We start from the raw sequence: 22,202 nt of genomic DNA, 5'->3' as shown, positions 1-22,202 counted from the left end.
ACGTCGACGCAGGTCAGCGGTCACGTATCGGGGTGACGTCAGTCGGCGTGACAGCCCAGCAGCTCGGCCGTGGTGCCCGGGGCCGTCGTACGGAGTGTGACGACCTTGTCGATGCGGGTGGCGTCACCGCCGAAGCGGAAGTCGGCCCGGCCCACCTCGGAGCCGTCCGCCGCCTGCGAGCGGATCGTGCAGTAGCCGGAGGTGCCGGAGTCCTTGCGGACCTCCAGATGCACCTCGACCGCCGAGTTCTTCGCGTCGAAGGCGATCACCTCGCCGCTGATCTTGTTCTGGCCGACGTAGTGGTAGGCGAAGTAACCGATCAACGCGAGCAGGAAGGCGCCGAGCACGGTGCCGACGATCTTGAGCTTGTGGTCGGCACGCTCGTCCGAGGAGCGGCCGTACCGGCCCTCGGGCAGCTGCGTGCTCGCCGTGCTCATGATCGTCTCCTGGGAAACCAAGACCGTGGAATTAAACGTCCCCCGATTCGGTCACTATAGAAGCCGCCGTTCGCGCCCGAAGACACCGGGGGCGCCGACTTACGAGGATTGAGTCTTGACTGACCAGCTGCGACTGATGGCCGTGCACGCCCACCCCGACGACGAGTCGAGCAAGGGCGCGGCCACCATGGCGAAGTACGTGTCCGAGGGGGTGGACGTGCTGGTCGTGACCTGCACGGGAGGGGAGCGCGGCTCCATCCTCAATCCGAAGCTCCAGGGCGACACGTACATCGAGGAACACATCCACGAGGTACGCAAGAAGGAGATGGACGAGGCCCGGGAGATCCTCGGCGTCCGGCAGGAGTGGCTCGGCTTCGTCGACTCCGGCCTGCCCGAGGGCGACCCGCTGCCGCCGCTGCCCGAGGGCTGCTTCGCCCTGGAGGATGTCGACAAGGCGGCCGGCGAGCTGGTGAAGCAGATCCGCGCGTTCCGTCCCCAGGTGATCACCACCTACGACGAGAACGGCGGCTACCCGCACCCCGACCACATCATGACCCACAAGATCTCGATGGTGGCGTTCGAGGGCGCGGCGGACACCGAGAAGTTCCCCGAGTCCGAGTTCGGCCCGGCTTACCAGCCGCTCAAGCTCTACTACAACCAGGGCTTCAACCGCCCCCGCACCGAGGCGCTGCACCACGCGCTGATCGAGCGGGGCATGGAGTCGCCGTACGGGGACTGGCTCAAGCGCTGGGACGAGTCGCCGATGCGTGACCGCACCCTGACCACGCACATTCCGTGCGCGGAGTTCTTCGAGATCCGCGACAAGGCCCTGATCGCGCACGCCACGCAGATCGACCCCGACGGCGGCTGGTTCCGCGTGCCGCTGGAGCTCCAGAAGGAGGTCTGGCCGACGGAGGAGTACGAGCTCGCGAAGTCCCTCGTCGATACCTCCCTCCCCGAGGACGACCTCTTTGCGGGCATCCGCGACAATGCCTGACATGAGCGCAAGCGCAAGCCTGGCAATGACGCACTTCGTGACCCTCGCCAAGGAGGTCGACGAGGACAAGGTCACCCCCGGCGTCCTCGGCTTCATCGTCTTCGCGGCGATGGCCCTGGCGGTGTGGGCCTTGATGAAGTCCATGAGCAAGCACATGAACAAGGTCGACTTCCAGGAGTCCCCGGACGAGACCTCCGGCAAGAACACCGCCGAGGGCCCGTCCGGCAAGGCCTCGCCTGCCAAGGGCTGAACCACGCGACTGGGACGGGAGGGGCACCTCTCCCGTCATCCGCCGTGCCCGGACCGGGTATAGCAGCGGACGGGACGACTCCGTCAGCGGCGGGTCCGAGCGTGCCCGGGCACGGCGTGAGGGTCACCGAGGCGCCCGGTTTCCGGGTCACTGGGGCGTCGGCGTGCGGCTCACTGTGACGCCTGGCTTCCGGGGGCCGAGGCGGCTGGCTTTTGGTCCACCGTGAGGTTGGGCTCGCGGTCACTGTGACGTCAGGCTTCCGGGTCTGAGGTGCCTGGCTTGTGGTCCACCGTGACGTCGGGCTCCCGGTCACCGAGGCATCGGGCTTGCGGGTCACCGGGGCGTCGGCTTGCGGGTCACCGAGGCGCCGGGCTTGCGGATCACTGAGACGCCCCTTCCGGGTCACCGAGGCGCCCCCCGGATCACCGTGGCCTCCGGCCTCTGGACCACCGAGGCAGATGCCCCCTCCGGTTCACCGTGACCCCCAGCCTCTGGACCACAGAGGCACACGCCCGCCCTGCATCACAGGCACCTGCCCCCGGATCACCGAGACCGCCGCGGGTGGCGGTTTACGGCCGTGCGTCTCACCCCCGCGCCGGAGCCGCCCCCACCCCCATCACCTCTCGTGCATGCCGGTTCGGGACCATGCCCAGTCGCCAGGCCTGCCATCCCGCGTCCAGGTTCACCCCGCGCTCCAGCAGCAACCCGTACGCCCCCACGTAGTCGTCCAGCTTCTCGTCCCGTGCTCCGTGCTCCCGGCGGCCCAGTTCCGCGAGCTCCTCCTGGGCGACCGCGGCGCCGATCTCCACGCCGCCCGGTGCCGCGTACGGCAGCAGCGTGCAGCGCAGGAAGCGGGCCCAGTCCTCGCCCCGCTGGTCGCCGTAGGAGGCGAACAGGGCCGCCGCCTCGTCGCACAGGGCGAGGGCCTGCGGGGTACGGCCGTTGCCCGCGTCCACCACCGCCAGTTCGAGGCAGGTCCACGCCTCGCCGTGGGCGACACCGATGCGCTGGAAGTCGGCGCGGGCGTCGACCAGGAGCTGGCGCGCGAAGCCCGAGTTGCGCAACGAGCCGGTCTGCGCGGCCCGTTGGTCACGGGTGACACGGGCCGAGTGATGGCGGGCGCAGGCCAGACCGTAGACGTCCCGCATGCGGGAGAACATCGTGCGGGAGCGCTCCAGTTCACGGACCGCGAGGTCCAGGTTGCCCGTCTCCTCCAGCGCCTGGCCCAGGTAGTACACCGTCCACGCCGCACCGCGCGCGTCCTCGTTGTCGCGGTGCAGGGAGGCCGCCTGACGCAGACCGTCCACCGCGGCCGACGGGTCACCGGCCACCAGCCGGGCCCGCGCCAGCTGGGTCAGCGCCCACGCCTCGCCACGCGCGTCGCGGGTACGGCCGTACAGGTCGAGGGCCGTTCTGAGCTCCGACTCCGCCCGCGGTACGTCCCCCATGCGCAGGGACAACTGGCCGAGCTGGAAGTGGGCCCAGGCCTCGCCGTGGACGGACTCACCGGCGCGGTGCAGGACCAGGGAACGGGTGAGGAGGTCAAGAGACTCGGCCACGCGGCCGCGGTCACGCTCGACGGCCGCCAGCGCGTGCATCGTCCAGGCGCGGTCCGTGGCCAGTTCGGGAGACGACTGGAGGGCCAGCGCCTCCTGCAGCTTCGCCGCCGCCTCCGTCAGATGGCCCTGGTGGTGCAGGGTGATGCCCAGGGAGCACAGGGCGCGCGCGGCGCCCGCGTCGTGGTGGGCCTCCATGTACAGGTCGACCACCGAGGTCAGCGTCGTGCGCGCCTTGTCCAGCTCGCCCAGCTGACGGGCGGCGATACCCGTGCGCCACTGCACCGAACGGACCAGCAGCCCCTGGTCCACCGCCTGCGCCAACTCGCTGATCTCGCCCAGGCGGTAGAGGTCGCCGCGCAGCAGGCAGTAGTCGCACAGCGCGCCCAGGAGGTTGAGAACCGCCCCTTGATCGACGCCCTCCGCGTGCCGCAGCGCTGCCGTGATGAAGCTGGACTCGTCGTCCAGCCAGCGCAGCGCCTCGTCGAGAGAGGTGAAGCCGTGCGGGCTGAACCGGTCCGAGCGGGTCGACATGTTGCCGTCGACCAGGCGCAGCACCGAGTCGGCGAGGTCGGCGTAGTTCACGATGAGACGTTCCTGCGCCGCCGTGCGCTCGGCCGGCTCCTCCTCGTCCAGCAGCCGGGCCTGGGCGAAGGCGCGGACCACGTCGTGTACGCGGTAACGGCTGCCGCGCACGTGGTCGATCAGGCCCGCGCGGGCCAGCGCCACCAGGTGCCGGGTCGCCTCCGTCTCGTCGGTGGCCAGCAGCGCGGCGGCCGCGGCGGCGCCGAGCGAGGACCGCCCGGCCAGCGCGAGCCGGCGCAGCAGCCGGCGAGCCGGCTCCGACTGGTCGGTGTAGCGGAGCCACAGGGCGCGTTCGACGGGTCCGACGGGACCGTACGCCCCCAGATCCGCGGCGAGTTGGCGAGGAGAACGGGGGCCGAGGGACGAGCCCGCGATGCGCAGGGCCAGCGGCAGACCGCCGCACAGCTCCCTGATCCGGTCGGCGGACTGGGCGTCGTAGGGGCCGGTGGCGGACTGCGCGGCCGCGTCCAGGAGCTCCTCGGCGCCCGCCGCGTCCAGGGAGTCGACCGGGAGCTCGTGCACCTGGGCGGCGAGGTCCGACGGCAGACGCAGCGGCTCGCGCGTGGTGACCAGGATCAGGCTGTCGGAACGCTCGGGGACGAGGGTGCGGACCTGCTCGGGGTCCGAGGCGTCGTCCAGCACGATCGTCACCGGCAGACCGGTCAGATGCTGGTGGTACAGCTCGCTCAGCCGCTTGACCTGCTGGTCCGGGGAGGAACGTTCACGGAACAACAACTGCTCGCGCGGGGCGCCGAGCCGGTTCAGCAGATGCAGCAGCGCGTCCCGGGTGGACAGCGGCGACTCCTCCGGGTTGTCGCCGCGCAGATCCACGACGCAGGCGCCCCGGAAGTAGTCCTTGAGATCGTGCGCCGCCCGGACCGCGAGTGCGGTACGTCCGCTGCCGGGTGGTCCGTGCAGCACGACCACCGTGGGCCGGGTCTCGGTGCTCGCACGCGACGCCTGCACCCACTGCCGTATTCGGCCCATCTCCGTCCGGCGGCCCGCGAACTCACCGATCCGCTCCGGGAGTTGACCGAACGACTGCTCCAGCACGCTCCTTCCCCGGGCCGCCGCGCTCTTGTCCGTGCCACGCAGTCGCGGGCCGGCCTTCTTCGGACCGGTCGACGCGCTCAGCACCCGCTGCTGGTCGAGGAAGGGCCGGATCCCCCGTACCTCCAGCGCCGTCAGCCACTGGAGCCGCAGCTGTTCCGGACCTCCGGGCTGGCCCATCGCGCCCGCCCGGTGATGCGCGGCCGGCAGATGCGAACCGGCCACCTTCACCACGGTCGCCGCCGCGCCCACGACCCCCACGACCACGCCCGCGCCCAGCGCGGTGCCCGCGTCGGTGCCGAGCGCCAGGTCGGCGACCGCGGCGGCCAGGGCCGCGACCGCGGCCACCAGCAGGGGAGTCCCGGACGCCTCCTTCGCGTACCGCTGCCCGAAGGTCAGCTGCCCGGCCTGCGCCTCGTCCAGCGCGCACGTGTAGGCCTCGTACTCCTCGGCGGCCGTCTGCGCCATCGCGTCCAGTGATCCCCGGGCCCGCGCGAGCAGTACGGCGCCGTCGACCCGCCCGCCGGATCGCCGCACCTCCTCCTCCACGGCCCGCCCCAACAGCCGTTCGGCTTCCGCCCGATGGCTGTCCCGCATGTCAGTCCCCCTCCGGCGGCAACGGCTTTCTTGGTCAAGTGTGCGGCGGACGGGGCATCGGGGCGAGAGGGCGAACGCTCTCGGCGTGATCGGGGAGGGTTCGCCGACGTCACCGCCGGGACACGCCTGACGCCCGACCCGAGGGGTACTGCGGCAGGATGGACCCCATGCCGAACCGACTGGCCCACGAGACGTCCCCCTACCTCCTCCAGCACGCGGACAACCCGGTCGACTGGTGGCCCTGGTCGGCCGAGGCCTTCGAGGAGGCGCGGAAGACGAACAAACCCGTTCTGCTGAGCGTGGGGTATTCGAGCTGCCATTGGTGTCATGTCATGGCCCAAGAGTCCTTCGAGGACCAGGCGACGGCCGACTTGCTCAACGAGCATTTCGTGAGCGTCAAGGTCGACCGCGAGGAACGCCCCGACGTCGACGCCGTCTACATGGAGGCCGTGCAGGCCGCCACCGGGCAGGGTGGCTGGCCCATGACCGTGTTCCTCACCCCGGACGCCGAGCCCTTCTACTTCGGCACCTACTTCCCGCCCTCGCCCCGCCAGGGCATGCCCTCCTTCCGGCAGGTGCTGGAGGGGGTGCGGGCCGCCTGGACCGACCGGCGGGACGAGGTCGCCGAGGTCGCCGGGAAGATCGTGCGGGATCTCGCCGGACGGGAGATCTCCTACGGCGACTCGCAGGCGCCCGGTGAGGAGCAGCTCGCCGCGGCCCTGCTCGGGCTGACGCGGGAGTACGACGCGCAGCGCGGCGGGTTCGGCGGGGCGCCGAAGTTCCCGCCGTCGATGGTCGTGGAGTTCCTGTTGCGCCACCACGCCCGCACCGGTGCCGAGGGTGCTCTTCAGATGGCGCAGGACACCTGCGAGCGGATGGCCCGTGGCGGTATCCACGACCAGCTCGGCGGCGGCTTCGCCCGCTACTCCGTGGACCGGGACTGGATCGTGCCGCACTTCGAGAAGATGCTCTACGACAACGCCCTGCTGTGCCGCGTCTACGCCCACCTGTGGCGGGCCACCGGCTCCGACCTGGCCCGTCGGGTCGCGCTCGACACCGCCGACTTCATGGTGCGGGAACTGCGCACCGCCGAGGGCGGGTTCGCCTCCGCGCTGGATGCCGACAGCGACGACGGGACGGGCAGGCACGTCGAGGGCGCCTACTACGTGTGGACGCCGGAGCAGTTGCGTGAGGTGCTCGGGGAGCAGGACGCCGAGCTTGCCGCGCAGTACTTCGGTGTGACCGAGGAGGGAACGTTCGAGCACGGGCAGTCGGTGCTTCAACTTCCGCAGCAGGACACGGTGTTCGACGCGGAGAAGGTCGAGTCGATCAGGCGGCGGCTGCTCGACGCGCGGGCGCAGCGGCCTGCCCCGGGCCGGGACGACAAGGTCGTCGCCGCCTGGAACGGGCTCGCGATCGCCGCGCTCGCCGAGACCGGTGCCTACTTCGACCGGCCCGACCTGGTCGACGCCGCACTCGGGGCCGCCGACCTTCTCGTACGGCTGCATCTGGACGAGCAGGCCCGGCTGTCCCGTACCAGCAAGGACGGTCAGGTGGGAGCCAACGCCGGTGTGCTGGAGGACTACGCCGATGTGGCCGAGGGGTTCCTCGCTCTCGCGTCGGTGACCGGGGAGGGGGTCTGGCTCGACTTCGCCGGGTTCCTGCTCGACCATGTGCTGACGCGGTTCACCGGGCCGGAGGGGGCGCTGTTCGACACCGCCGCCGACGCCGAGCGGCTGATCCGGCGGCCGCAGGACCCGACCGACAACGCGGTGCCCTCCGGGTGGACGGCCGCTGCGGGGGCGCTGTTGTCCTATGCCGCGCAGACCGGGTCCGAGCCCCATCGCGAGGGCGCGGAGAAGGCGCTCGGGGTGGTGAAGGCGCTCGGGCCCCGGGTGCCGCGGTTCGTCGGGTGGGGGCTCGCGGTCGCGGAGGCGTTCCTGGACGGGCCGAAGGAGGTCGCGATCGTGGGGCCCGCGTCGGCCGACGAGGCCACGAAGGCCCTGCACCGTACGGCACTTCTGGGGAACGCGCCGGGGGCGGTCGTCGCCGTGGGGACCCCGGACAGCGGCGAATTCCCGCTGCTCGCCGACCGGGTCCTCGTCGACGGCCGCCCCACCGCCTATGTCTGCCGGCACTTCACGTGTGACGCGCCTACGACCGACGCGGAGGCGTTGCGGGTGGCGTTGGGCGGTTAGCGTCCGCCAGGGCGTTCGCCACGATCTGCTCCAGCTGTTCGTGGTGTGCGCCCTTCCAGTAGGGGCGGCCGCATTCGTCGCACTGGGCGAAGACGTCGTACGAGCGTTCCGTGCCGTGCTCCAGCCGGTCCGCGACCTGCTCCTTGGTGGCCTCGCGCAGCAGGCCGTTGCAGGCGGTGCAGCGGGTCCAGGGGCGTAGTTCGGGGCGGAAGCGGTCCAGGATGTCGCGGAGCTGGTCCTCGGGGCGGGTGCTGTAGACGAAGGCGCCCGCCCACAGTTCCCTGCGGTGCAGCAGGCCCCGGTCGCGGCTGAGCATGACGCGTTTCTCGGTCGCCGAGCGGGTGGCGAGAGCGGGGTCGCCGATGTCCGTGGACTCGTAGGCGGTGTCCACGCCGAGCAGGCGCAGTCGGCGGGCGAGGGTGCCGAGGTGGACGTCGAGGAGGAAGCGGAGCGGGGCGCCGGGGACCTGTTGGGGGCGGGCGACCGGGAGGACGTCGACGGTGTCGCCCGCGGCGGGGACGTACGACCTCGGCACCTCGTGGCCGTCGACGCGCAGTGTGCCGACCTCGGTGAGCGGGACGCCGAGGGACTCCACGACATGGCCGAGGGAGGAGGTGCCGTCGGTGGTGACCGGGGTGGCGCCGAGGCGGCGTCCCTGCGGGACGAACAGGGCCAGCTCCGGGGCGAATTCGACGTGGATCTCGGGTGCGCTCACCGGGTCAGGATGACATGCGGGCGGGCGGTGGTCTCAGGGCTTTTTCGGGGGAAGTCCGTGTTCCATGACGTGCAGGGCGCGGTCGGTGAGGGCGTGCAGGTCGTCTCGCATGCCGTTCTCCGCCCAGTACTGGTAGACCTCGGTGAGACCGCCGATCAGGGACATCGTCTGGACCCGTACCTCCAGGTCGTCCGCGTCCCGGCCGGTGCGTTCCGCGATGGCGCCGGCGAGCAGTCGGCCGGTGACGGACATGCTCTGCATCATGCGGGCGCGGACCGCGGGGACCTGGATCATCAGACGGGCGCGCAGCCGGGTCACCTCGTGGTCCGCCTCGGAGACGTCGAGGGCGCGGTGCAGGATGTGCCGTACGGACTCCATCCACGGCTCGTCCGCCGGCCGGGCGAGCAGTTCCTCCAGCATGACGGGGTCGTACTCGTCCGTGAGGACGATGTCCTCCTTCGTGGGGAAGTAGCGGAAGACCGTGGACGGCGACACCTCGGCGCGCTCGGCGATCTGCTCGACCGTGGTGGTCTCGTAGCCCTGTTCCTCGATCAGCGCGTACGTCGCGTCGCGGATCGCCGTCCGGGTCTTGATCTTCTTCCGCTCGCGAAGTCCCAGCTGGGAGAGGTCAGCGGGGGGAGTGGAGTGTACGGGCGTCATGGGTGCCATTCTCAGGCATGGGCCTCCTCGGCAGCCATGTCCGGGTCCGTGGGGGTCTCGGCCGGGCGGGGTGTGCCCGGCAGGAACGCGGCCGCGAGGAGTGCGGCGACGAGGGCCGCGATGCCGCAGACCAGCAGGACGACGCCCATGCCGTGGACGTAGGCGCTGTTCGCGGAGGCCAGCAGGTCGGCCGAGCCGGTGCGCTGGGCGACCTGGTGGGCGGCGACCACGGACTCCCCGGCGGTGTCGGCGGCCTGGGCGGGCAGTCCGGTGACGTCGAGGCGGTCCCGGAAGGTGCCGGCGAGCAGGCTGCCGAGCAGGGCGATGCCGATCGCGCCGCCGACCTGGCGCATGGTCATCAGGAGTCCGGAGCCGCTGCCGGCGCGGTCGCGGGGCAGGGCGCTGAGGCCGCCGTTCATGGCGGGGATGAGCGAGAGACCGAAGCCGAAGCCGGTGAGGGAGAGCCACAGCGCGACGAATCCGTAGCCGGAGTCCACGGTCGTACGGCTGCCCAGGAGTCCGGCGAAGGCCAGGACCACCAGGCCGGCGCTGACCGTGGCGCGGGCGCCGAAGCGGGTGACGACCTTGGGGGCGAGACGGGAGGCGACCAGCAGTCCGCCCATCATCGGCAGCAGGCGGACGCCGGTGCCGAGCGCGTCGTGGCCGAGGACGGCCTGGAGGAAGGGCGGGAGGACGAACAGCAGGCCGGAGAGGATGAAGTTCACGAGGGTCGCGGCGATGGTGTTGAAGAGGAAGCCGCGGTGGGTGAGCAGGGTCATGTCGAGCATGGGGTGCCGGACCCGGCGTTCGCGCAGCACCAGGGCGGCGATCAGGACGGCGGACGCGGCGAGCATGCCGAGCACCAGGGGGTCGCCCCAGCCTCGGGTGGGTGCCTCGATGATCGCGTAGACGAGGGCGCCGAGGCCGGTGACGGTGAGCGCGGTGGAGAGGGCGTCGACCCTGGGGGAGGAGGGGTCGCGGGTCTCGGGGAGCAGGAAGACGCAGGCGGCGATGCCGATCGCGGCCATGGGGACGTTGACCAGGAAGACCGAGCCCCACCAGAAGTGGTTCAGCAGCCAGCCGCCGATGATCGGGCCGAGTGGCAGGCCGAGCGCGGAGGCGGCGGAGACGATGCCGACGGCCTTGGTGCGTTCGTCGGGAGCGAAGAGCGTGGGCAGCACGGAGAGCGCGAGCGGGGTGACGAGGGCGCCGCCGACGCCCATCAGCGCGCGGGCGGCGATGACCGCGTTCACGTCGCCGGCCAGTGCGCCGACCAGTGATCCGGAGAGGAAGACCGCGAGTCCCGCGATGAGCATCCGGCGCCGTCCGAACCGGTCGCCGAGGAGGCCCGCGGGGAGCATCAGGGCCGCGAAGACGACGACGTAGGCGTCCGCCATCCATTGCTGCGCGCCGGTGCCGGCGTCGAGGTCGGCGGCCATCGTCGGCAGTGCCACGTTGAGGATCGTCAGGTCGAAGCCGAGCGTCAGCATGCTCGCGACGAGGGCGGCCAGGGCCCACCAGCGACGGGGGTCCGGAGTGATGGTTTCCATGAAATGAGAGTAACTCTCAAAAGCTATGAACTGTCAATCGACTTCGGCATGCAAAAAGGGCCACAGCTCGGCAGCTGTGGCCCTCGACGGCGCGGAACGGTCTATGTGTGCTGGTACGCCACCAGCGAGATGCCGACGTAGTGGACGGCGAACGCGGCCACGGTCAGGGAGTGGAACACCTCGTGGAAGCCGAACCAGCGCGGTGACGGGTTCGGCCGCTTGATGCCGTAGATCACGCCGCCCGCGCTGTACAGCAGGCCGCCGGTGACGACCAGGACCAGGACCGCGACCCCGCCGGCACGCATGAAGTCGGGCAGGAAGAAGACCGCGGCCCAGCCCATCGCGATGTAGCAGGGGGTGTAGAGCCAGCGCGGGGCGCCGACCCAGAAGACCCGGAAGAGGATGCCGGCCACCGCGGCACCCCAGATGCCCCACAGCAGCAGGCGCCCCTTGCTGCCCGGCAGGAGCAGCATGGTCAGCGGGGTGTAGGTGCCCGCGATGATCAGGAAGATGTTGGCGTGATCCAGTCGTCGCAGGACGCCGTCCATGCGGGGGCTCCAGGTGCCCCGGTGGTACAGCGCGCTGACGCCGAACAGCAGGCAGGCGGTCAGGGCGAAGATGCCGCAGGCGATCCGGCCTCTGGTGGAGTCCGCGAGGGCGGTGAGCACCAGCCCCGCGATCAGTGCGGTCGGGAACATGCCGAGGTGGAGCCAGCCGCGCAGCTTCGGCTTGATGGGCTCGGCCAGGTCGTGGGCGTGCTGCTTGATCTGGTGAGGCAGGGACGGTGCGTCGGCGTCGGGGGCGGGCGGCGTCATGCCCGGCATCGTACCTACGGGGCCGTAAGTTACGCATGAGTACGGCGGCGGAACGACCGAGAGTGGCCATCATCTCACGGGGGTTGACCAGTAAAGAAACGGTCGGCTGAACGCTAAGTGCACGCAAATAAACGCGCTGTGTACCGGGAAAGCGTGGCGATCGTCACTCCGCTCACCTGTGATGCCCTCTGGACAGATGGGCGCTTCAGTCAGATGATCAAATGAGTGCGGTCGGCACCGGATGAGCGCCAAGGTCACCACCGAAAAGGCACGAGAAGCATCCGGGTCGCAGCCCCCACGGGGCCTCCAAACAAAAAATCCCTCATCTAGGAGCAATCGTGGCGCGCGACATCGCGGCTCCCCCCGTCATCCCCACCCAGCACAAGGAACTGATCTCGTGGGTGAACGAGATCGCCGAACTGACCCAGCCGGACAGCGTGGTCTGGTGTGACGGATCCGAAGCGGAGTACGAGCGCCTGTGCGAGGAGCTCGTCGCGAAGGGCACCTTCAAGAAGCTCGACCCCATCAAGCGCCCCAACTCCTACTACGCGGCCTCCGACCCGACCGACGTCGCGCGCGTCGAGGACCGCACCTTCATCTGCTCGGAGAAGGAGGAGGACGCGGGGCCGACCAACCACTGGAAGGCACCGGGGGAGATGCGGGACATCTTCGCCGGGGAGAAGGGCGTCTTCCGCGGCTCGATGAAGGGCCGGACGATGTACGTCGTCCCGTTCTGCATGGGCCCGCTCGGCTCGGACCTCTCCGCGATCGGCGTGGAGATCACCGACTCCGCCTACGTCGCGGTCTCCATGCGCACCATGACCCGCATGGGACAGCCCGTCCTCGACGAGCTCGGTGACGACGGCTTCTTCGTCAAGGCCGTCCACACCCTCGGGGCGCCGCTGGAGGAGGGCCAGGAGGACGTTCCCTGGCCGTGCAACTCCACCAAGTACATCTCGCACTTCCCGGAGTCCCGCGAGATCTGGTCCTACGGCTCCGGCTACGGCGGCAACGCCCTGCTCGGCAAGAAGTGCTACGCCCTGCGCATCGCGTCGGTGATGGCCCGCGACGAGGGCTGGCTCGCCGAGCACATGCTCATCCTCAAACTCACCCCGCCGCAGGGAGAGTCCAAGTACGTCGCCGCCGCGTTCCCGTCCGCCTGCGGCAAGACCAACCTCGCCATGCTGGAGCCCACGATCTCCGGTTGGACCGTGGAGACCATCGGTGACGACATCGCCTGGATGCGGTTCGGCGAGGACGGCCGCCTCTACGCGATCAACCCGGAGGCCGGCTTCTTCGGCGTCGCGCCCGGCACCGGTGAGCACACCAACGCCAACGCGATGAAGACCCTGTGGGGCAACTCGGTCTTCACCAACGTCGCCCTCACCGACGACAACGACATCTGGTGGGAGGGCATGACGGAGGAGACCCCGGCGCACCTCACCGACTGGAAGGGCAACGACTGGACGCCGGACTCCGGCGTCCCGGCCGCTCACCCCAACGCCCGCTTCACCACCCCCGCCGCGCAGTGCCCGATCATCGCGCCCGAGTGGGAGGACCCCAAGGGCGTGCCGATCTCGGCGATCCTCTTCGGCGGGCGCCGCGCCAGCGCCGTACCCCTGGTCACCGAGTCCTTCGACTGGAACCACGGCGTCTTCCTCGGCGCCAACGTGGCCTCCGAGAAGACCGCCGCCGCCGAGGGCAAGGTCGGCGAGCTGCGCCGCGACCCCTTCGCCATGCTGCCGTTCTGCGGTTACAACATGGGCGACTACATGGGGCACTGGGTCGACGTGGCCAAGGGCAAGGACCAGTCGAAGCTGCCGAAGATCTACTACGTCAACTGGTTCCGCAAGAACGACGAGGGCAAGTTCGTCTGGCCCGGCTTCGGCGAGAACAGCCGCGTCCTGAAGTGGATCGTGGAGCGGCTCGAAGGCAGGGCCGAGGGCGTCGAGACCCCGATCGGCATCCTGCCGGCCAAGGACTCCCTCGACACCAAGGGCCTCGACCTGGCCGACTCCGACCTGGAGTTCCTGCTCACGGTCGACAAGGAGGTGTGGCGGGAGGAGGCGTCCCTGATTCCCGAGCACCTCAACACCTTCGGCGACCACACCCCGAAGGAGCTGTGGGACGAGTACCGGGCACTGGTGCAGCGCCTGGGCTGAGGTCCCGACAAGACGCCGCGGCCGGCTCCGATCGTGCCCTGACCAGCTGTATCGTCACGGCCGGCCGCGGTTTCAGTACGGCGAGGCCGCACACAACGGAGTGTGTGGCTGTGGGCCCGCCCTCACCTTTCCCGTCCGCCCCGACGGGAGCCCGGTGAGGGCGGGCCCTCGCCGTTCCCCGCGTCCCTAACGGTCCGACCGTTCCTCCAGGTAGCGAGTGTGGGTCTCCTGCCGTCTGGCCTCCGCGTCCCGCAGGCCCGCCGCCAGGTGCTCGGCGTCCTTCTTCATCAAGCTCAGCTGCTGTTCCAGATGGAGTTCGGGGGACTCCGTGCCCGGCGTCATCCTCGTCCACCAGCGGGTCCGGGCGAAGCTGTCCACCGCCTCCGGGAGGTCCCGGCGCACGATCCGGGACAACGCGTGGACGCTCTCCGGGTCGTGCGTCAGGAGCTCCGTGGACCAGGCGCGGTCCAGCAGCGCGGACAGGAGTTCCGTCAGCTCACGCAGCCGGGCCGCCGCCGTGACCGACAGGTCGATGTCCGACAGGTAGGCGCGCACCTCCTCGAAGTCCGCCCGCACCTGGTCCAGTTGGGCCGAGGGGTCCGGCAGGTCCGGCGGCGCGGGACGCTCCGGCGGGGCGACCAGCGCGCCCGCGCCGTAGAGCCCGGCCACGACCACGGGCCAGTACGGGCCCGCCACCCCCGTGAAGGTCAGCACCAGGCCCGCCAGCCCGCACGCGCTGCCCGCGATGTTCTTGCGGGACTCCAGGTACCTACTGATAGCCACGGATCTCCTCGAAGGCGCCGTCCAGCGAGCCCTGCCGGGCGTCGAAGAGGCGGCCGCCGGTCAGGTCGGCGATGTGGGCCAGTTCGGAGCGGTCGGAGTCGCCGAAGAGGATGGGGAAGACGGGGGTGTCCCGGGCCTTCCGGCCGAGCCGGGCGTAGAAGGCGTCGAAGTCCCGCGCCTTGGCCCCGGCCGTGTTCTCGCCGTCCGTCATCAGCACGATCGACGTGAACGCGTCGCGACCTGCGCCGAGATGGTCGTACGCCTTCTCGAGCGAGGTGTAGATCGCGGTGTCGCCGTCGGCGGAGAGCGCCGAGGTGTCGTCACGGATCGCGTCCAGGCCGGCCCGCGGATCCGAGGGCTTGACCACATGCGTCCGTACGCTCTTCACCTGCGAGCCGAACGGCATCAGCGTGACCTCCTCGCGTTCGCGGAAGTCGCCGGTGAGGTCGGCGAGGGCCGTCTTGAGGCGGTCCAGGCGGTCGCCCTCCATCGAGCCCGAGGTGTCCAGGACGTACACGGTCCGCGACGGGCGGCGCAGTTCGTTCTCGTAGGAGTCGAGCAGGCCGTCGGCGACGGAACGGGTGCCCGGGAAGGGAAGTTCGCGGCGCCGGGTGGTGTCCAGGCCGCTTGCCGGAGGTACCGAGGCGACCACCGGACGGCGGTGGGTGCGTGCCGTGATCTCCCGCTGGATCCTCTCGGTGCGCAGGTCCTCGCTCACGCGGCGGACGTCCTCGCGGGTCCGCGCGCTCGTGGACCTGAGCGAGGTGAGCGGATAGTCGGCGGTGATCACGCCGTCGCGCGGGCGGATCACGGTCAGGCCCGGGATGCCCAGGAGAACGGACTCGTAGTTGAGCAGGGCGTCCACGTCACCGCGCCGGTCGTAGGCCGCGGCCAGCCAGCCAGAGGAACCCGAGGTCAGCTTCTGGCCCTTGAAGAACTCCTTCAGCCGGGGCGCGGCCTTCGTGACGTCCGCGTCGGTGAGCGCCGACTGGGCGCCGGAGAGGGCCGAGGCGACCGAGACCAGGGTGGAGAAACCGGAGTTCGAGCGGGCCGGATCGGTCATGCCGTATGTCAGCCTCCCGTCCTGGACGGCCTGTTCGACCTGGGACCAGGTGACGTCGGCGGGGCTCCAGCCGAGCGCCTTCACCGTCGCGGACCGCACCCCGATCGCGACCGGGCTCGACATCACGGGCGTCTCGGAGACCACCTTCCGTGCCGCGTCGGGGTGCAGCCGGAGGTAGTCGTTGGAGGACAGCCACAGCGCGTCGTACTGCCCGTCGGTCTTCCCCTCCGCCAGCATGTCCACGGCGTCGAGGGTGCCGATGGGGTTCAGCTTGACCTTGACGCCAGTGTCCTTCTCGACCTGGTCGAGGACCGGGGTCATGTCGCTCAACTCGCTGGAGGCGAGGACGCGGAGCGTGCCCGGCTCGGCGGGCCCGGGAACGCCGAACGTCGAGACGTCGACGGCCGGGCTCTTCTGTGTCGTGCACGCGGTGAGCAGGCCGAACGCCGCCAGGCAGGCGGCCACTGCGCGTCGTCTCATCCCAGGCCCCCTTCCAGGGCGCCCTGCGACCGGCTGCGCTCCAAGTACGCGCCGGCGTGCTGGAGTTCCGAGGCCAGCGATTCCACGGTCGCCGCCATCACCTCGGTCGCCTGGACCTTGTACGTGTCGATCGCGTCGAGGGTCCGGTAGATCTGCTGGAAGGCGGACCGGAGGGTCTCGGCGCCGACCGCCGGGTCGGCGGCGATGCGCTGGATCTCCCCGCTCTGGGTCGCGAGCATCTCGGCGTTGCCCCGGATCAGGTCCTCGGTCGTCCCGCGCAGGGCGTTGACCTGCTCGACGACCTTCTTCTGGTTGTCGAGCGCGGAGGCCAGCATCACGGAGATCCGCAGGGCCGACACGGTGGTCGTGGCCGCCCGGTCGACGCCCTTGATCAGCTCCTCGTTGTTGCGCCGCACGACGTCCATGGCCAGGTAGCCCTGTGCGCAGACGGCCAGCTGGGTGAGCAGGTCCTGGTGCTTCTGCCGGACCGGGAAGAGCACGTCGGCGCGGAGCGAGTCGGCCGCCCCGGGATCTCCTACGGCGGCGATGTGCTGCTCGACGGCCGTGTCCAGGGACTCGGTCAGCACGACGTACTCCTGGAGCTTGCCCATGGTCTCCCACAGGCGGACCCGCTCGGTCTGCAACGCGGCGTTGTCCCGGCGCAGTTCGTCCTGCCCGCCGCGCAGCGACCCCACGATCCTGTTCAACGTCCCCTGCGCGGAGGCGTATTTGGCGACGTGGTCGCGCAGCCTGTTGCCGCCGGGGAGCCGGGACAGGAACTTGCGGCCCTTGGAGGCGGACAGGTCCCTCGGGTCCAGGTCCTCGACCACGCGCCGCAGTTCGACGAGCGATCCGGCCACCTGGGACTGGGCGTCCCCGCCCTTGTCCGGCAGGCTGCGCACGGTTCGCTCCAGCATCCGGTTGGACTGCGCGGCGGCGCCCCGCAGTTCGCCGGCGCCGAGTGCGGTGATCTCACCGACCTTGCCGGCGAACTCGGGCGAGCGGGCGTCGAGCGTCGCGAGTCCCTCGACGTACGCGGCGGCCTTCCTGGCCATGTCGGTCCGCACGGAGTCGTCGACCGGGACGAGCCCGCCCGCCCTCTCGCGCGGCACGGCGGCCACGGGCTCGGGCGGAGTGAGCGTGAAGGTGTCGTTGTCGTTCATGGATGTCATCGGTGCTGTCCCCCCGTCATCCCCGCGCCCGTCGCGCCAGCTCGTGCAGCACCGCGGAGGTGGGCACGGGCGCCTGGCGGACGCCGGTCAGTTCCTGCTTGAGATAGGTGGTGGCCGAGGCGAACTCGGTGGCCTCGCCCTGCGGCCGGAACCCGTGCCGGACCTCCAGCGCACGCAACCGCGGGTCGGTGGCGAGGAGTCCGGCGACGGCCTGGCCGTTCTCGGTCAGCGGTACGACGGTGTGGTCGCTGTTGACCGTCGTGTCCGGGTAGAGGACGACCAGGTCGTCGGGGTGCTGCCCGGCCGCGAGGAGCGAGGCGACCTGGGACTCGTAGACCAGGACGAGCGGATTGCCGGCGCCGCTGACGAAGTCCCGGAAGGCCGCGTCCGTGCTGGACTGCTGGGCGCCCTGCACGCTGACGAGCTTGTGCAGCAGGGGAGTTGTCCTCGCGACCTCGGTGGCGCTCGAGACGACCTTGCCGCCGTTGGCCACATAGGAGGCGGCGGCGAGGTAGAGGGCGCCGGAGTTCGAGGTCTCCGGGTCGGTGCTGGAGAGGTAGAGCGTGCCGGTCAGCTCCCCGTACTTGCCCGCCCCCTTGAGCTGCTGCCAGGTGCGGTCCGCGCGGGCCGCGTCGAGGTAGGCGGCCATCTTGAGGGTGCCGCGGTGTTCGGCGTCCAGCGTGGCCAGGCCGTTGCCCGCGAGAACCCCGGCGGCGCTCTTGTGCGCCACGACGACCAGGGGCGAGTAGAAGGGGCGCGGGAGGGTCCCGCGTACCCCGTGCTTCGCGGCGAGTTCGGCGGCCGGCGCCTGGCTGGACGGAAAGGCGAAGTCGTACCCGCCCAGGTCCAGCCCCTCCATGGCCCAGGACCCGGAGGTCTCGGCCTTCACGGTGTAGCCCTTGGCGGCGAGGGCCTTCACCACGTCGGGATCCTCGAAGAACTCGGCCTTCTCCGACCCGATCACTCCCTGCACGGTCTTCGTTGCCGTGCCCTTGTCGTCCGCTTCCCGGCCCGCCACGACGGCTGCCACCACGCCGCCGACCAGCAGGACCGCGAGGACGATCCCTACGATTCGTCTCACACGAGCAGCCTGCTCACGGAACCCAACATTCCCCGGCGAACAGGGTGAACGGAAGGTGTAGGACGGGTCCCGGATCAACACGGCGGCCTGGGGCGTGCCCCTTTCAGGGGCGCGGGGAACGGCGCGCCAAGCCCCCACGCACCCGCACTCGCAGAACGACACCCACCCCCACGGCGATGAGGCTCAACGCCAGGTGCAGCACCGGTCCCGTACCAACACGACGGCCTGGGGCGCGCCCCTTCCAGGGGCGCGGGGAACGGCGCGCCAAGCCCCAACCCATCCGCACCCGCAGAACGACACCCACCCCTACGGCGACCACGCGCCCCCGCTCAAGCCAACGCAGTGCATGGCACCCGGTCCGCACGTCGCTCTGGATGCGCGCGGACCGGGGCCGTTCAGGGAGCCGCTGGGCTCAGTGGGTGGCGAGTTCGCGGGGCTCAAGGGCCGCCGCGTGGGAGTCCATCCGCTCCGCCGCCAGGATCGCCGCCGCCGTGTCCGCACGGGACGCCGCCACGAGCAGCGCGCGCCCGGCCACCGCGTGGGCGCGCCGGTGCAGGTCGGTGAGGTGCGGTTCCGAAGTGACCGAGGTCAGCGAGGCGCGGGCCGGTGCGCCTCCGCCCCGCAGCCGGGCCACCTGCTCGGCGAGCCGCTCGGCGGCGGTGTCGAGGTCGGCGGACGGCGCCAGCGCACGCAGCTCGTCCGTGACGGCGAGCAGGGCGGCGAGATGGCCCGCGAGCTGGATGTCCAGCTCCTCCTCGCGGGAGCGGTGGGGGAAGTCGGTGGGGGCGTCGGCCATCGTGGAGTGGACCGACTTGGTCCGGATCGGTTCGTACATGGGATGGCCTCCTGTGCAGTCAGGAAACCATCCTAGCTTAGATTCCGTCTAAAGTTGAGGGGACGAAAAAGATCGAGCGCCGCCGAGGTTTACGGCTGCCCGTACCCGTCCAGGAAGTTCCCGATCCGCCCCACCGCGTCCCGCAGGTCCCCGACCGTCGGCAGGGTCACCACCCGGAAGTGGTCGGGCTCGGGCCAGTTGAAGCCGGAGCCCTGGACGACCATGATCTTCTCCTGGCGCAGCAGGTCCAGGACCATCCGCCGGTCGTCCTTGATCTTGAAGACCTTGGGGTCGAGCCGCGGGAAGAGGTACAGCGCCCCCTTCGGCTTCACGCAGCTCACGCCGGGAATCTGGGTCAGCAGCTCGTACGCCACGTCCCGCTGCTCGACCAGCCGCCCGCCCGGCAGCACCAGGTCGGTGATCGACTGCCGTCCGCTGAGCGCGGCGACCACGCCGTGCTGTCCCGGCATGTTCGCGCACAGACGCATGTTGGCCAGGACGGTCAGGCCCTCGATGTAGGAGTCGGCGTGCGCACGGGGGCCGGAGATCGACATCCAGCCCACCCGGTAGCCCGCCACCCGGTAGGCCTTGGACATGCCGTTGAAGGTGAGGGTCAGCAGGTCGGGGGCGACCGCGGCGGTCGGGGTGTGCGTGGCGCCGTCGTAGAGGATCTTGTCGTAGATCTCGTCCGAGCAGACCAGCAGGTTGTGCCGGCGGGCGATGTCGGTCAGCCCCTTGATCATGGTCTCGTCGTAGACCGCGCCCGTGGGGTTGTTCGGGTTGATGATGACGATCGCCTTGGTGCGGTCGGTGACCTTCCGCTCCACGTCCGCGAGGTCGGGCATCCAGTCCGCCTGCTCGTCGCAGCGGTAGTGCACGGCCGTACCGCCGGACAGGGACACGGCGGCCGTCCACAGCGGGTAGTCGGGGGCCGGTACGAGAACCTCGTCGCCGTCGTCGAGCAGGCCCTGCATCGCCATCACGATCAGCTCGGAGACGCCGTTGCCGATGAAGACGTGCTCGACGTCGGTCTCGATGCCGATGGTCTGGTTGTGCATGACCACGGCCCGGCGCGCGGCGAGCAGCCCCTTGGCGTCCCCGTACCCGTGGGCTGTGGAGACGTTGCGGAGGACGTCCTCCAGGATCTCCGGCGGTGCCTCGAACCCGAAGGCGGCAGGGTTGCCCGTGTTCAGCTTGAGGATGCGGTGCCCGGCGGCTTCCAGGCGCATCGCCTCCTCGAGAACCGGGCCCCGGATCTCGTAACAGACATTGGCGAGCTTGGTCGACTGGATCACCTGCATGTCTGGGAGCTTACGGCCCGGTAACGCCTCACGGGTCGTGTTTTCCGCCACGCGAGACGCGTCGGTTTGAGCTGTTATCGCCGGTAGCTGTCCCAGCCGCCCCATCCGTCCCTAGAATCCGTCGCCATGTCGAGGCCAGTCGAATACCAGTCCGGGGTGCCCAACGTCTATCAGCCGCAGCCCGCGGCGACCCCCGCGTACGAGGAGTTCCCGGACCCCGCGGCCGCGCACGGCTGGCAGAGCGCCTACGACGCGACGGCCGAGCTCCCCCGGGTCGGGCCCGCCGGCCCGGAGTCCGGTGGCCGGGAGCCGGGCGGGCCGGATTCCGTCGGCCGGGCCGCCCGGCGACGGGCCGCCCGCGGCGGCGGTCGGCGCTCGCGCCGGGTGGTCGTGGCCGTCGGGGCGGTGGGGGCGGCGGCACTGATCGCGGGGCTGTCCCTGACGGGCTCCTCCTCCGAGCCCGGGCAGGACCCAGCGAGCGGTGCCACCTCGGCCTCCGCGCAGACGGAAGGCGCCACGGACCGGGCCTCCTCCGCCCGCCCGGCGGCTCCTGGCGCGACGGCCTCCGGTGGCCCGGCGACCGCCGCCGGCACATCAAGCGCGAACCCCTCCACGGACGTGTCCGCGGACCCGCGGACGAGCGGGAGCCCGTCGGCCCGGTCCTCCTCCAGCACCTCGCCCACCCCTTCGGCGAGCTCTGCCGCGACCGGCGCCGACGGCCCGGGTAACTCCGAGGGGAAGGGACGCGGGCAGGGCAGTACGAAAAAGCCCAAGTAGCCGTACGAATGGGTAAGTTGATCTCGTCGCGCAGGCGGCGAGGTGTTCGCGCCGTGCCGGATGTGGAGGTGTCGCCCGTCGAGAGGCGCGGGCTCGGCACAGCTTCTTGCCCAAGTGACCACCCTTCTTCACAATGTCCATGACAAACTCGCGGGCGGCCGGAAGATTTCCGGTCGCCCAAGTCGCAAGAGGGGACCCCCACATGAGAAAGCCTCTCGTCGCCGCGCTCAGCGCCCTGGCCCTGGCCGGGATAGGCGCGGCACCCGCCGTCGCCGCCGAACCCACGGCCCGGAGCGTGGGCAAGAGCGTGGACACGGACACCCCCGTCTCCGTGGTCCAGAACCTGGTCACGTCCGCCACCGACACCCTGTCCCAGGTCACGGCACCGTCGCCGGGGCTCAAGGCCGTGACCCTCGCCGGGACCGTCTCGCTCAGCAACTGCTCCGGCTCGGTCATCCGGTTCCCCAACTCCGTGGACACCGACCCGGCGCTGGTGCTCAGCAACGGGCACTGCCTCACCACCGGCTTCCCCGAGCCGGGCGAGGTGCTCACCAACCAGGCGTCCAGCCGCACCTTCGGGCTGCTCAACTCCTCCGGCACCAAGGTGGCGACCCTGCGCGCCAGCAAGCTCGCCTACGGGACGATGACCGACACGGACGTGTCGATCTACCAGCTCACCAGCACGTACGCGTCGATCAAGAACTCGTACGGCATCTCCGCGCTCACCGTGCAGGACACGCACCCGACCGCCGGGACCGCCATCACGGTGGCCTCCGGCTACTGGAAGCGGCTCTACAGCTGCAACATCGACGGGTTCGCGTACCGCCTGAAGGAGGGCGACTGGACCTGGAAGGACTCGGTCCGCTACACCTCCGCCTGCCAGACCATCGGCGGCACCTCGGGCTCGCCCGTCATCGACCAGTCCACCGGCAAGGTCGTCGCCGTCAACAACACCGGCAACGAGGACGGCGAGCGCTGCACGGAGAACAACCCGTGCGAGGTCGACGCGAACGGCAACGTCACCGTTCGCGAGGGCATCAACTACGCCCAGGAGATCTACAACATCCCGGCCTGCTTCACGACGGGCAACCAGCTCAACCTGAACGCGAGCGGCTGCACCCTGCCCAGGCCGTGACCC

Annotated in this window: 18 protein-coding genes; 6 read left to right on the top strand and 12 right to left on the bottom strand. The window is 70.7% G+C overall.

Annotation, left to right across the window (positions count from 1 at the left end):
- Positions 1–38: 38 nt before the first annotated feature.
- Entirely contained in the window at positions 39–437 is a 399-nt protein-coding gene (locus D1369_RS14620) for a DUF4307 domain-containing protein (protein ID WP_007384366.1), read from the bottom strand.
- A gap of 136 nt (positions 438–573) precedes the next feature.
- On the opposite strand from D1369_RS14620, the gene mca reads away from it, so the two are divergent.
- Both mca and D1369_RS14610 read left to right on the top strand, forming a co-directional pair.
- Positions 574–1,434 (top strand): mycothiol conjugate amidase Mca, encoded by an 861-nt coding sequence (gene mca, locus D1369_RS14615; protein WP_037901271.1) that lies wholly within the window; start codon positions 574–576, stop codon positions 1,432–1,434.
- Positions 1,427–1,684, top strand: coding sequence for a hypothetical protein (locus D1369_RS14610; protein ID WP_007384368.1), 258 nt, complete (start codon positions 1,427–1,429; stop codon positions 1,682–1,684). The genes mca and D1369_RS14610 overlap by 8 nt, the downstream gene beginning before the upstream one ends.
- Positions 1,685–2,268: 584 nt before the next feature.
- Here D1369_RS14610 and D1369_RS14605 read toward each other — a convergent pair.
- Positions 2,269–5,472, bottom strand: coding sequence for a tetratricopeptide repeat protein (locus D1369_RS14605; protein ID WP_007384369.1), 3,204 nt, complete (start codon positions 5,470–5,472; stop codon positions 2,269–2,271).
- Between the two features lie 167 nt (positions 5,473–5,639).
- On the opposite strand from D1369_RS14605, the gene D1369_RS14600 reads away from it, so the two are divergent.
- Positions 5,640–7,670 (top strand): thioredoxin domain-containing protein, encoded by a 2,031-nt coding sequence (locus D1369_RS14600; protein ID WP_118082479.1) that lies wholly within the window; start codon positions 5,640–5,642, stop codon positions 7,668–7,670.
- Here the strand turns inward: D1369_RS14600 and D1369_RS14595 are convergent.
- The 4 genes from D1369_RS14595 to D1369_RS14580 form a co-directional block, all read right to left on the bottom strand.
- Positions 7,627–8,385, bottom strand: a complete 759-nt coding sequence (locus tag D1369_RS14595) for a Mut7-C RNAse domain-containing protein (protein WP_118082478.1) — start codon at positions 8,383–8,385, stop codon at positions 7,627–7,629. The two genes, D1369_RS14600 and D1369_RS14595, sit on opposite strands and share 44 nt — an antisense overlap.
- Before the next feature lie 33 nt (positions 8,386–8,418).
- The gene (locus tag D1369_RS14590; protein ID WP_037903619.1) at positions 8,419–9,045 is read right to left on the bottom strand and encodes a TetR family transcriptional regulator; all 627 of its coding nucleotides are present in this window, start codon (positions 9,043–9,045) and stop codon (positions 8,419–8,421) included.
- Positions 9,046–9,056: 11 nt separating this feature from the next.
- Positions 9,057–10,595 (bottom strand): DHA2 family efflux MFS transporter permease subunit, encoded by a 1,539-nt coding sequence (locus D1369_RS14585; RefSeq protein ID WP_007384373.1) that lies wholly within the window; start codon positions 10,593–10,595, stop codon positions 9,057–9,059.
- Between the two features lie 101 nt (positions 10,596–10,696).
- Entirely contained in the window at positions 10,697–11,410 is a 714-nt protein-coding gene (locus D1369_RS14580) for a hemolysin III family protein (RefSeq protein ID WP_007384374.1), read from the bottom strand.
- A gap of 338 nt (positions 11,411–11,748) precedes the next feature.
- On the opposite strand from D1369_RS14580, the gene D1369_RS14575 reads away from it, so the two are divergent.
- Positions 11,749–13,572, top strand: a complete 1,824-nt coding sequence (locus D1369_RS14575; RefSeq protein WP_007384375.1) for a phosphoenolpyruvate carboxykinase (GTP) — start codon at positions 11,749–11,751, stop codon at positions 13,570–13,572.
- Between the two features lie 186 nt (positions 13,573–13,758).
- Here the strand turns inward: D1369_RS14575 and D1369_RS14570 are convergent, their stop codons facing one another.
- The 6 genes from D1369_RS14570 to D1369_RS14545 form a co-directional block, all read right to left on the bottom strand.
- Positions 13,759–14,355: a hypothetical protein gene (locus tag D1369_RS14570; RefSeq protein WP_007384376.1), complete on the bottom strand. Its 597-nt coding sequence runs from the start codon at positions 14,353–14,355 to the stop codon at positions 13,759–13,761.
- Positions 14,342–15,898, bottom strand: coding sequence for a VWA domain-containing protein (locus D1369_RS14565; RefSeq protein WP_007384377.1), 1,557 nt, complete (start codon positions 15,896–15,898; stop codon positions 14,342–14,344). The genes D1369_RS14570 and D1369_RS14565 overlap by 14 nt, the downstream gene beginning before the upstream one ends.
- The gene (locus D1369_RS14560) at positions 15,895–17,070 is read right to left on the bottom strand and encodes a toxic anion resistance protein (RefSeq protein WP_007384378.1); all 1,176 of its coding nucleotides are present in this window, start codon (positions 17,068–17,070) and stop codon (positions 15,895–15,897) included. The genes D1369_RS14565 and D1369_RS14560 overlap by 4 nt, the downstream gene beginning before the upstream one ends.
- A gap of 16 nt (positions 17,071–17,086) precedes the next feature.
- Positions 17,087–18,151: a substrate-binding domain-containing protein gene (locus D1369_RS14555; RefSeq protein WP_037901279.1), complete on the bottom strand. Its 1,065-nt coding sequence runs from the start codon at positions 18,149–18,151 to the stop codon at positions 17,087–17,089.
- Positions 18,152–18,563: 412 nt separating this feature from the next.
- Positions 18,564–18,986 (bottom strand): hypothetical protein, encoded by a 423-nt coding sequence (locus D1369_RS14550; protein WP_007384380.1) that lies wholly within the window; start codon positions 18,984–18,986, stop codon positions 18,564–18,566.
- A gap of 89 nt (positions 18,987–19,075) precedes the next feature.
- Complete coding sequence (locus D1369_RS14545; protein WP_007384381.1) at positions 19,076–20,287, bottom strand: pyridoxal phosphate-dependent aminotransferase; 1,212 nt, start codon at positions 20,285–20,287, stop codon at positions 19,076–19,078.
- A gap of 126 nt (positions 20,288–20,413) precedes the next feature.
- Here D1369_RS14545 and D1369_RS14540 point away from each other — a divergent pair, with 126 nt between their 5' ends.
- Together D1369_RS14540 and D1369_RS14535 are read left to right on the top strand one after the other, a co-directional pair.
- Complete coding sequence (locus D1369_RS14540; RefSeq protein ID WP_118082477.1) at positions 20,414–21,064, top strand: hypothetical protein; 651 nt, start codon at positions 20,414–20,416, stop codon at positions 21,062–21,064.
- A gap of 202 nt (positions 21,065–21,266) precedes the next feature.
- Entirely contained in the window at positions 21,267–22,199 is a 933-nt protein-coding gene (locus tag D1369_RS14535; protein ID WP_007384382.1) for a serine protease, read from the top strand.
- The last annotated feature ends 3 nt before the right edge of the window (positions 22,200–22,202 follow it).

It is taken from the genome of Streptomyces sp. CC0208 (assembly GCF_003443735.1).
Lineage (GTDB): Bacteria > Actinomycetota > Actinomycetes > Streptomycetales > Streptomycetaceae > Streptomyces > Streptomyces sviceus.
Note: the sequence above shows the minus strand (reverse complement) of the source record. Positions and strands in the feature narration are given on the sequence as shown.

What these genes read in the sequence shown, in the direction of transcription:
- D1369_RS14620 (WP_007384366.1), bottom strand. Translation starts at nt 437, where the DNA reads ATGAGCACGGCGAGCACGCAGCTGCCCGAGGGCCGGTACGGCCGCTCC.
- mca (WP_037901271.1), top strand. Translation starts at nt 574, where the DNA reads ATGGCCGTGCACGCCCACCCCGACGACGAGTCGAGCAAGGGCGCGGCC.
- D1369_RS14610 (WP_007384368.1), top strand. Translation starts at nt 1,427, where the DNA reads ATGCCTGACATGAGCGCAAGCGCAAGCCTGGCAATGACGCACTTCGTG.
- D1369_RS14605 (WP_007384369.1), bottom strand. Translation starts at nt 5,472, where the DNA reads ATGCGGGACAGCCATCGGGCGGAAGCCGAACGGCTGTTGGGGCGGGCC.
- D1369_RS14600 (WP_118082479.1), top strand. Translation starts at nt 5,640, where the DNA reads ATGCCGAACCGACTGGCCCACGAGACGTCCCCCTACCTCCTCCAGCAC.
- D1369_RS14590 (WP_037903619.1), bottom strand. Translation starts at nt 9,045, where the DNA reads ATGACGCCCGTACACTCCACTCCCCCCGCTGACCTCTCCCAGCTGGGA.
- D1369_RS14585 (WP_007384373.1), bottom strand. Translation starts at nt 10,595, where the DNA reads ATGGAAACCATCACTCCGGACCCCCGTCGCTGGTGGGCCCTGGCCGCC.
- D1369_RS14580 (WP_007384374.1), bottom strand. Translation starts at nt 11,410, where the DNA reads ATGACGCCGCCCGCCCCCGACGCCGACGCACCGTCCCTGCCTCACCAG.
- D1369_RS14565 (WP_007384377.1), bottom strand. Translation starts at nt 15,898, where the DNA reads ATGAGACGACGCGCAGTGGCCGCCTGCCTGGCGGCGTTCGGCCTGCTC.
- D1369_RS14560 (WP_007384378.1), bottom strand. Translation starts at nt 17,070, where the DNA reads ATGACATCCATGAACGACAACGACACCTTCACGCTCACTCCGCCCGAG.
- D1369_RS14550 (WP_007384380.1), bottom strand. Translation starts at nt 18,986, where the DNA reads ATGTACGAACCGATCCGGACCAAGTCGGTCCACTCCACGATGGCCGAC.
- D1369_RS14545 (WP_007384381.1), bottom strand. Translation starts at nt 20,287, where the DNA reads ATGCAGGTGATCCAGTCGACCAAGCTCGCCAATGTCTGTTACGAGATC.
- D1369_RS14540 (WP_118082477.1), top strand. Translation starts at nt 20,414, where the DNA reads ATGTCGAGGCCAGTCGAATACCAGTCCGGGGTGCCCAACGTCTATCAG.
- D1369_RS14535 (WP_007384382.1), top strand. Translation starts at nt 21,267, where the DNA reads ATGAGAAAGCCTCTCGTCGCCGCGCTCAGCGCCCTGGCCCTGGCCGGG.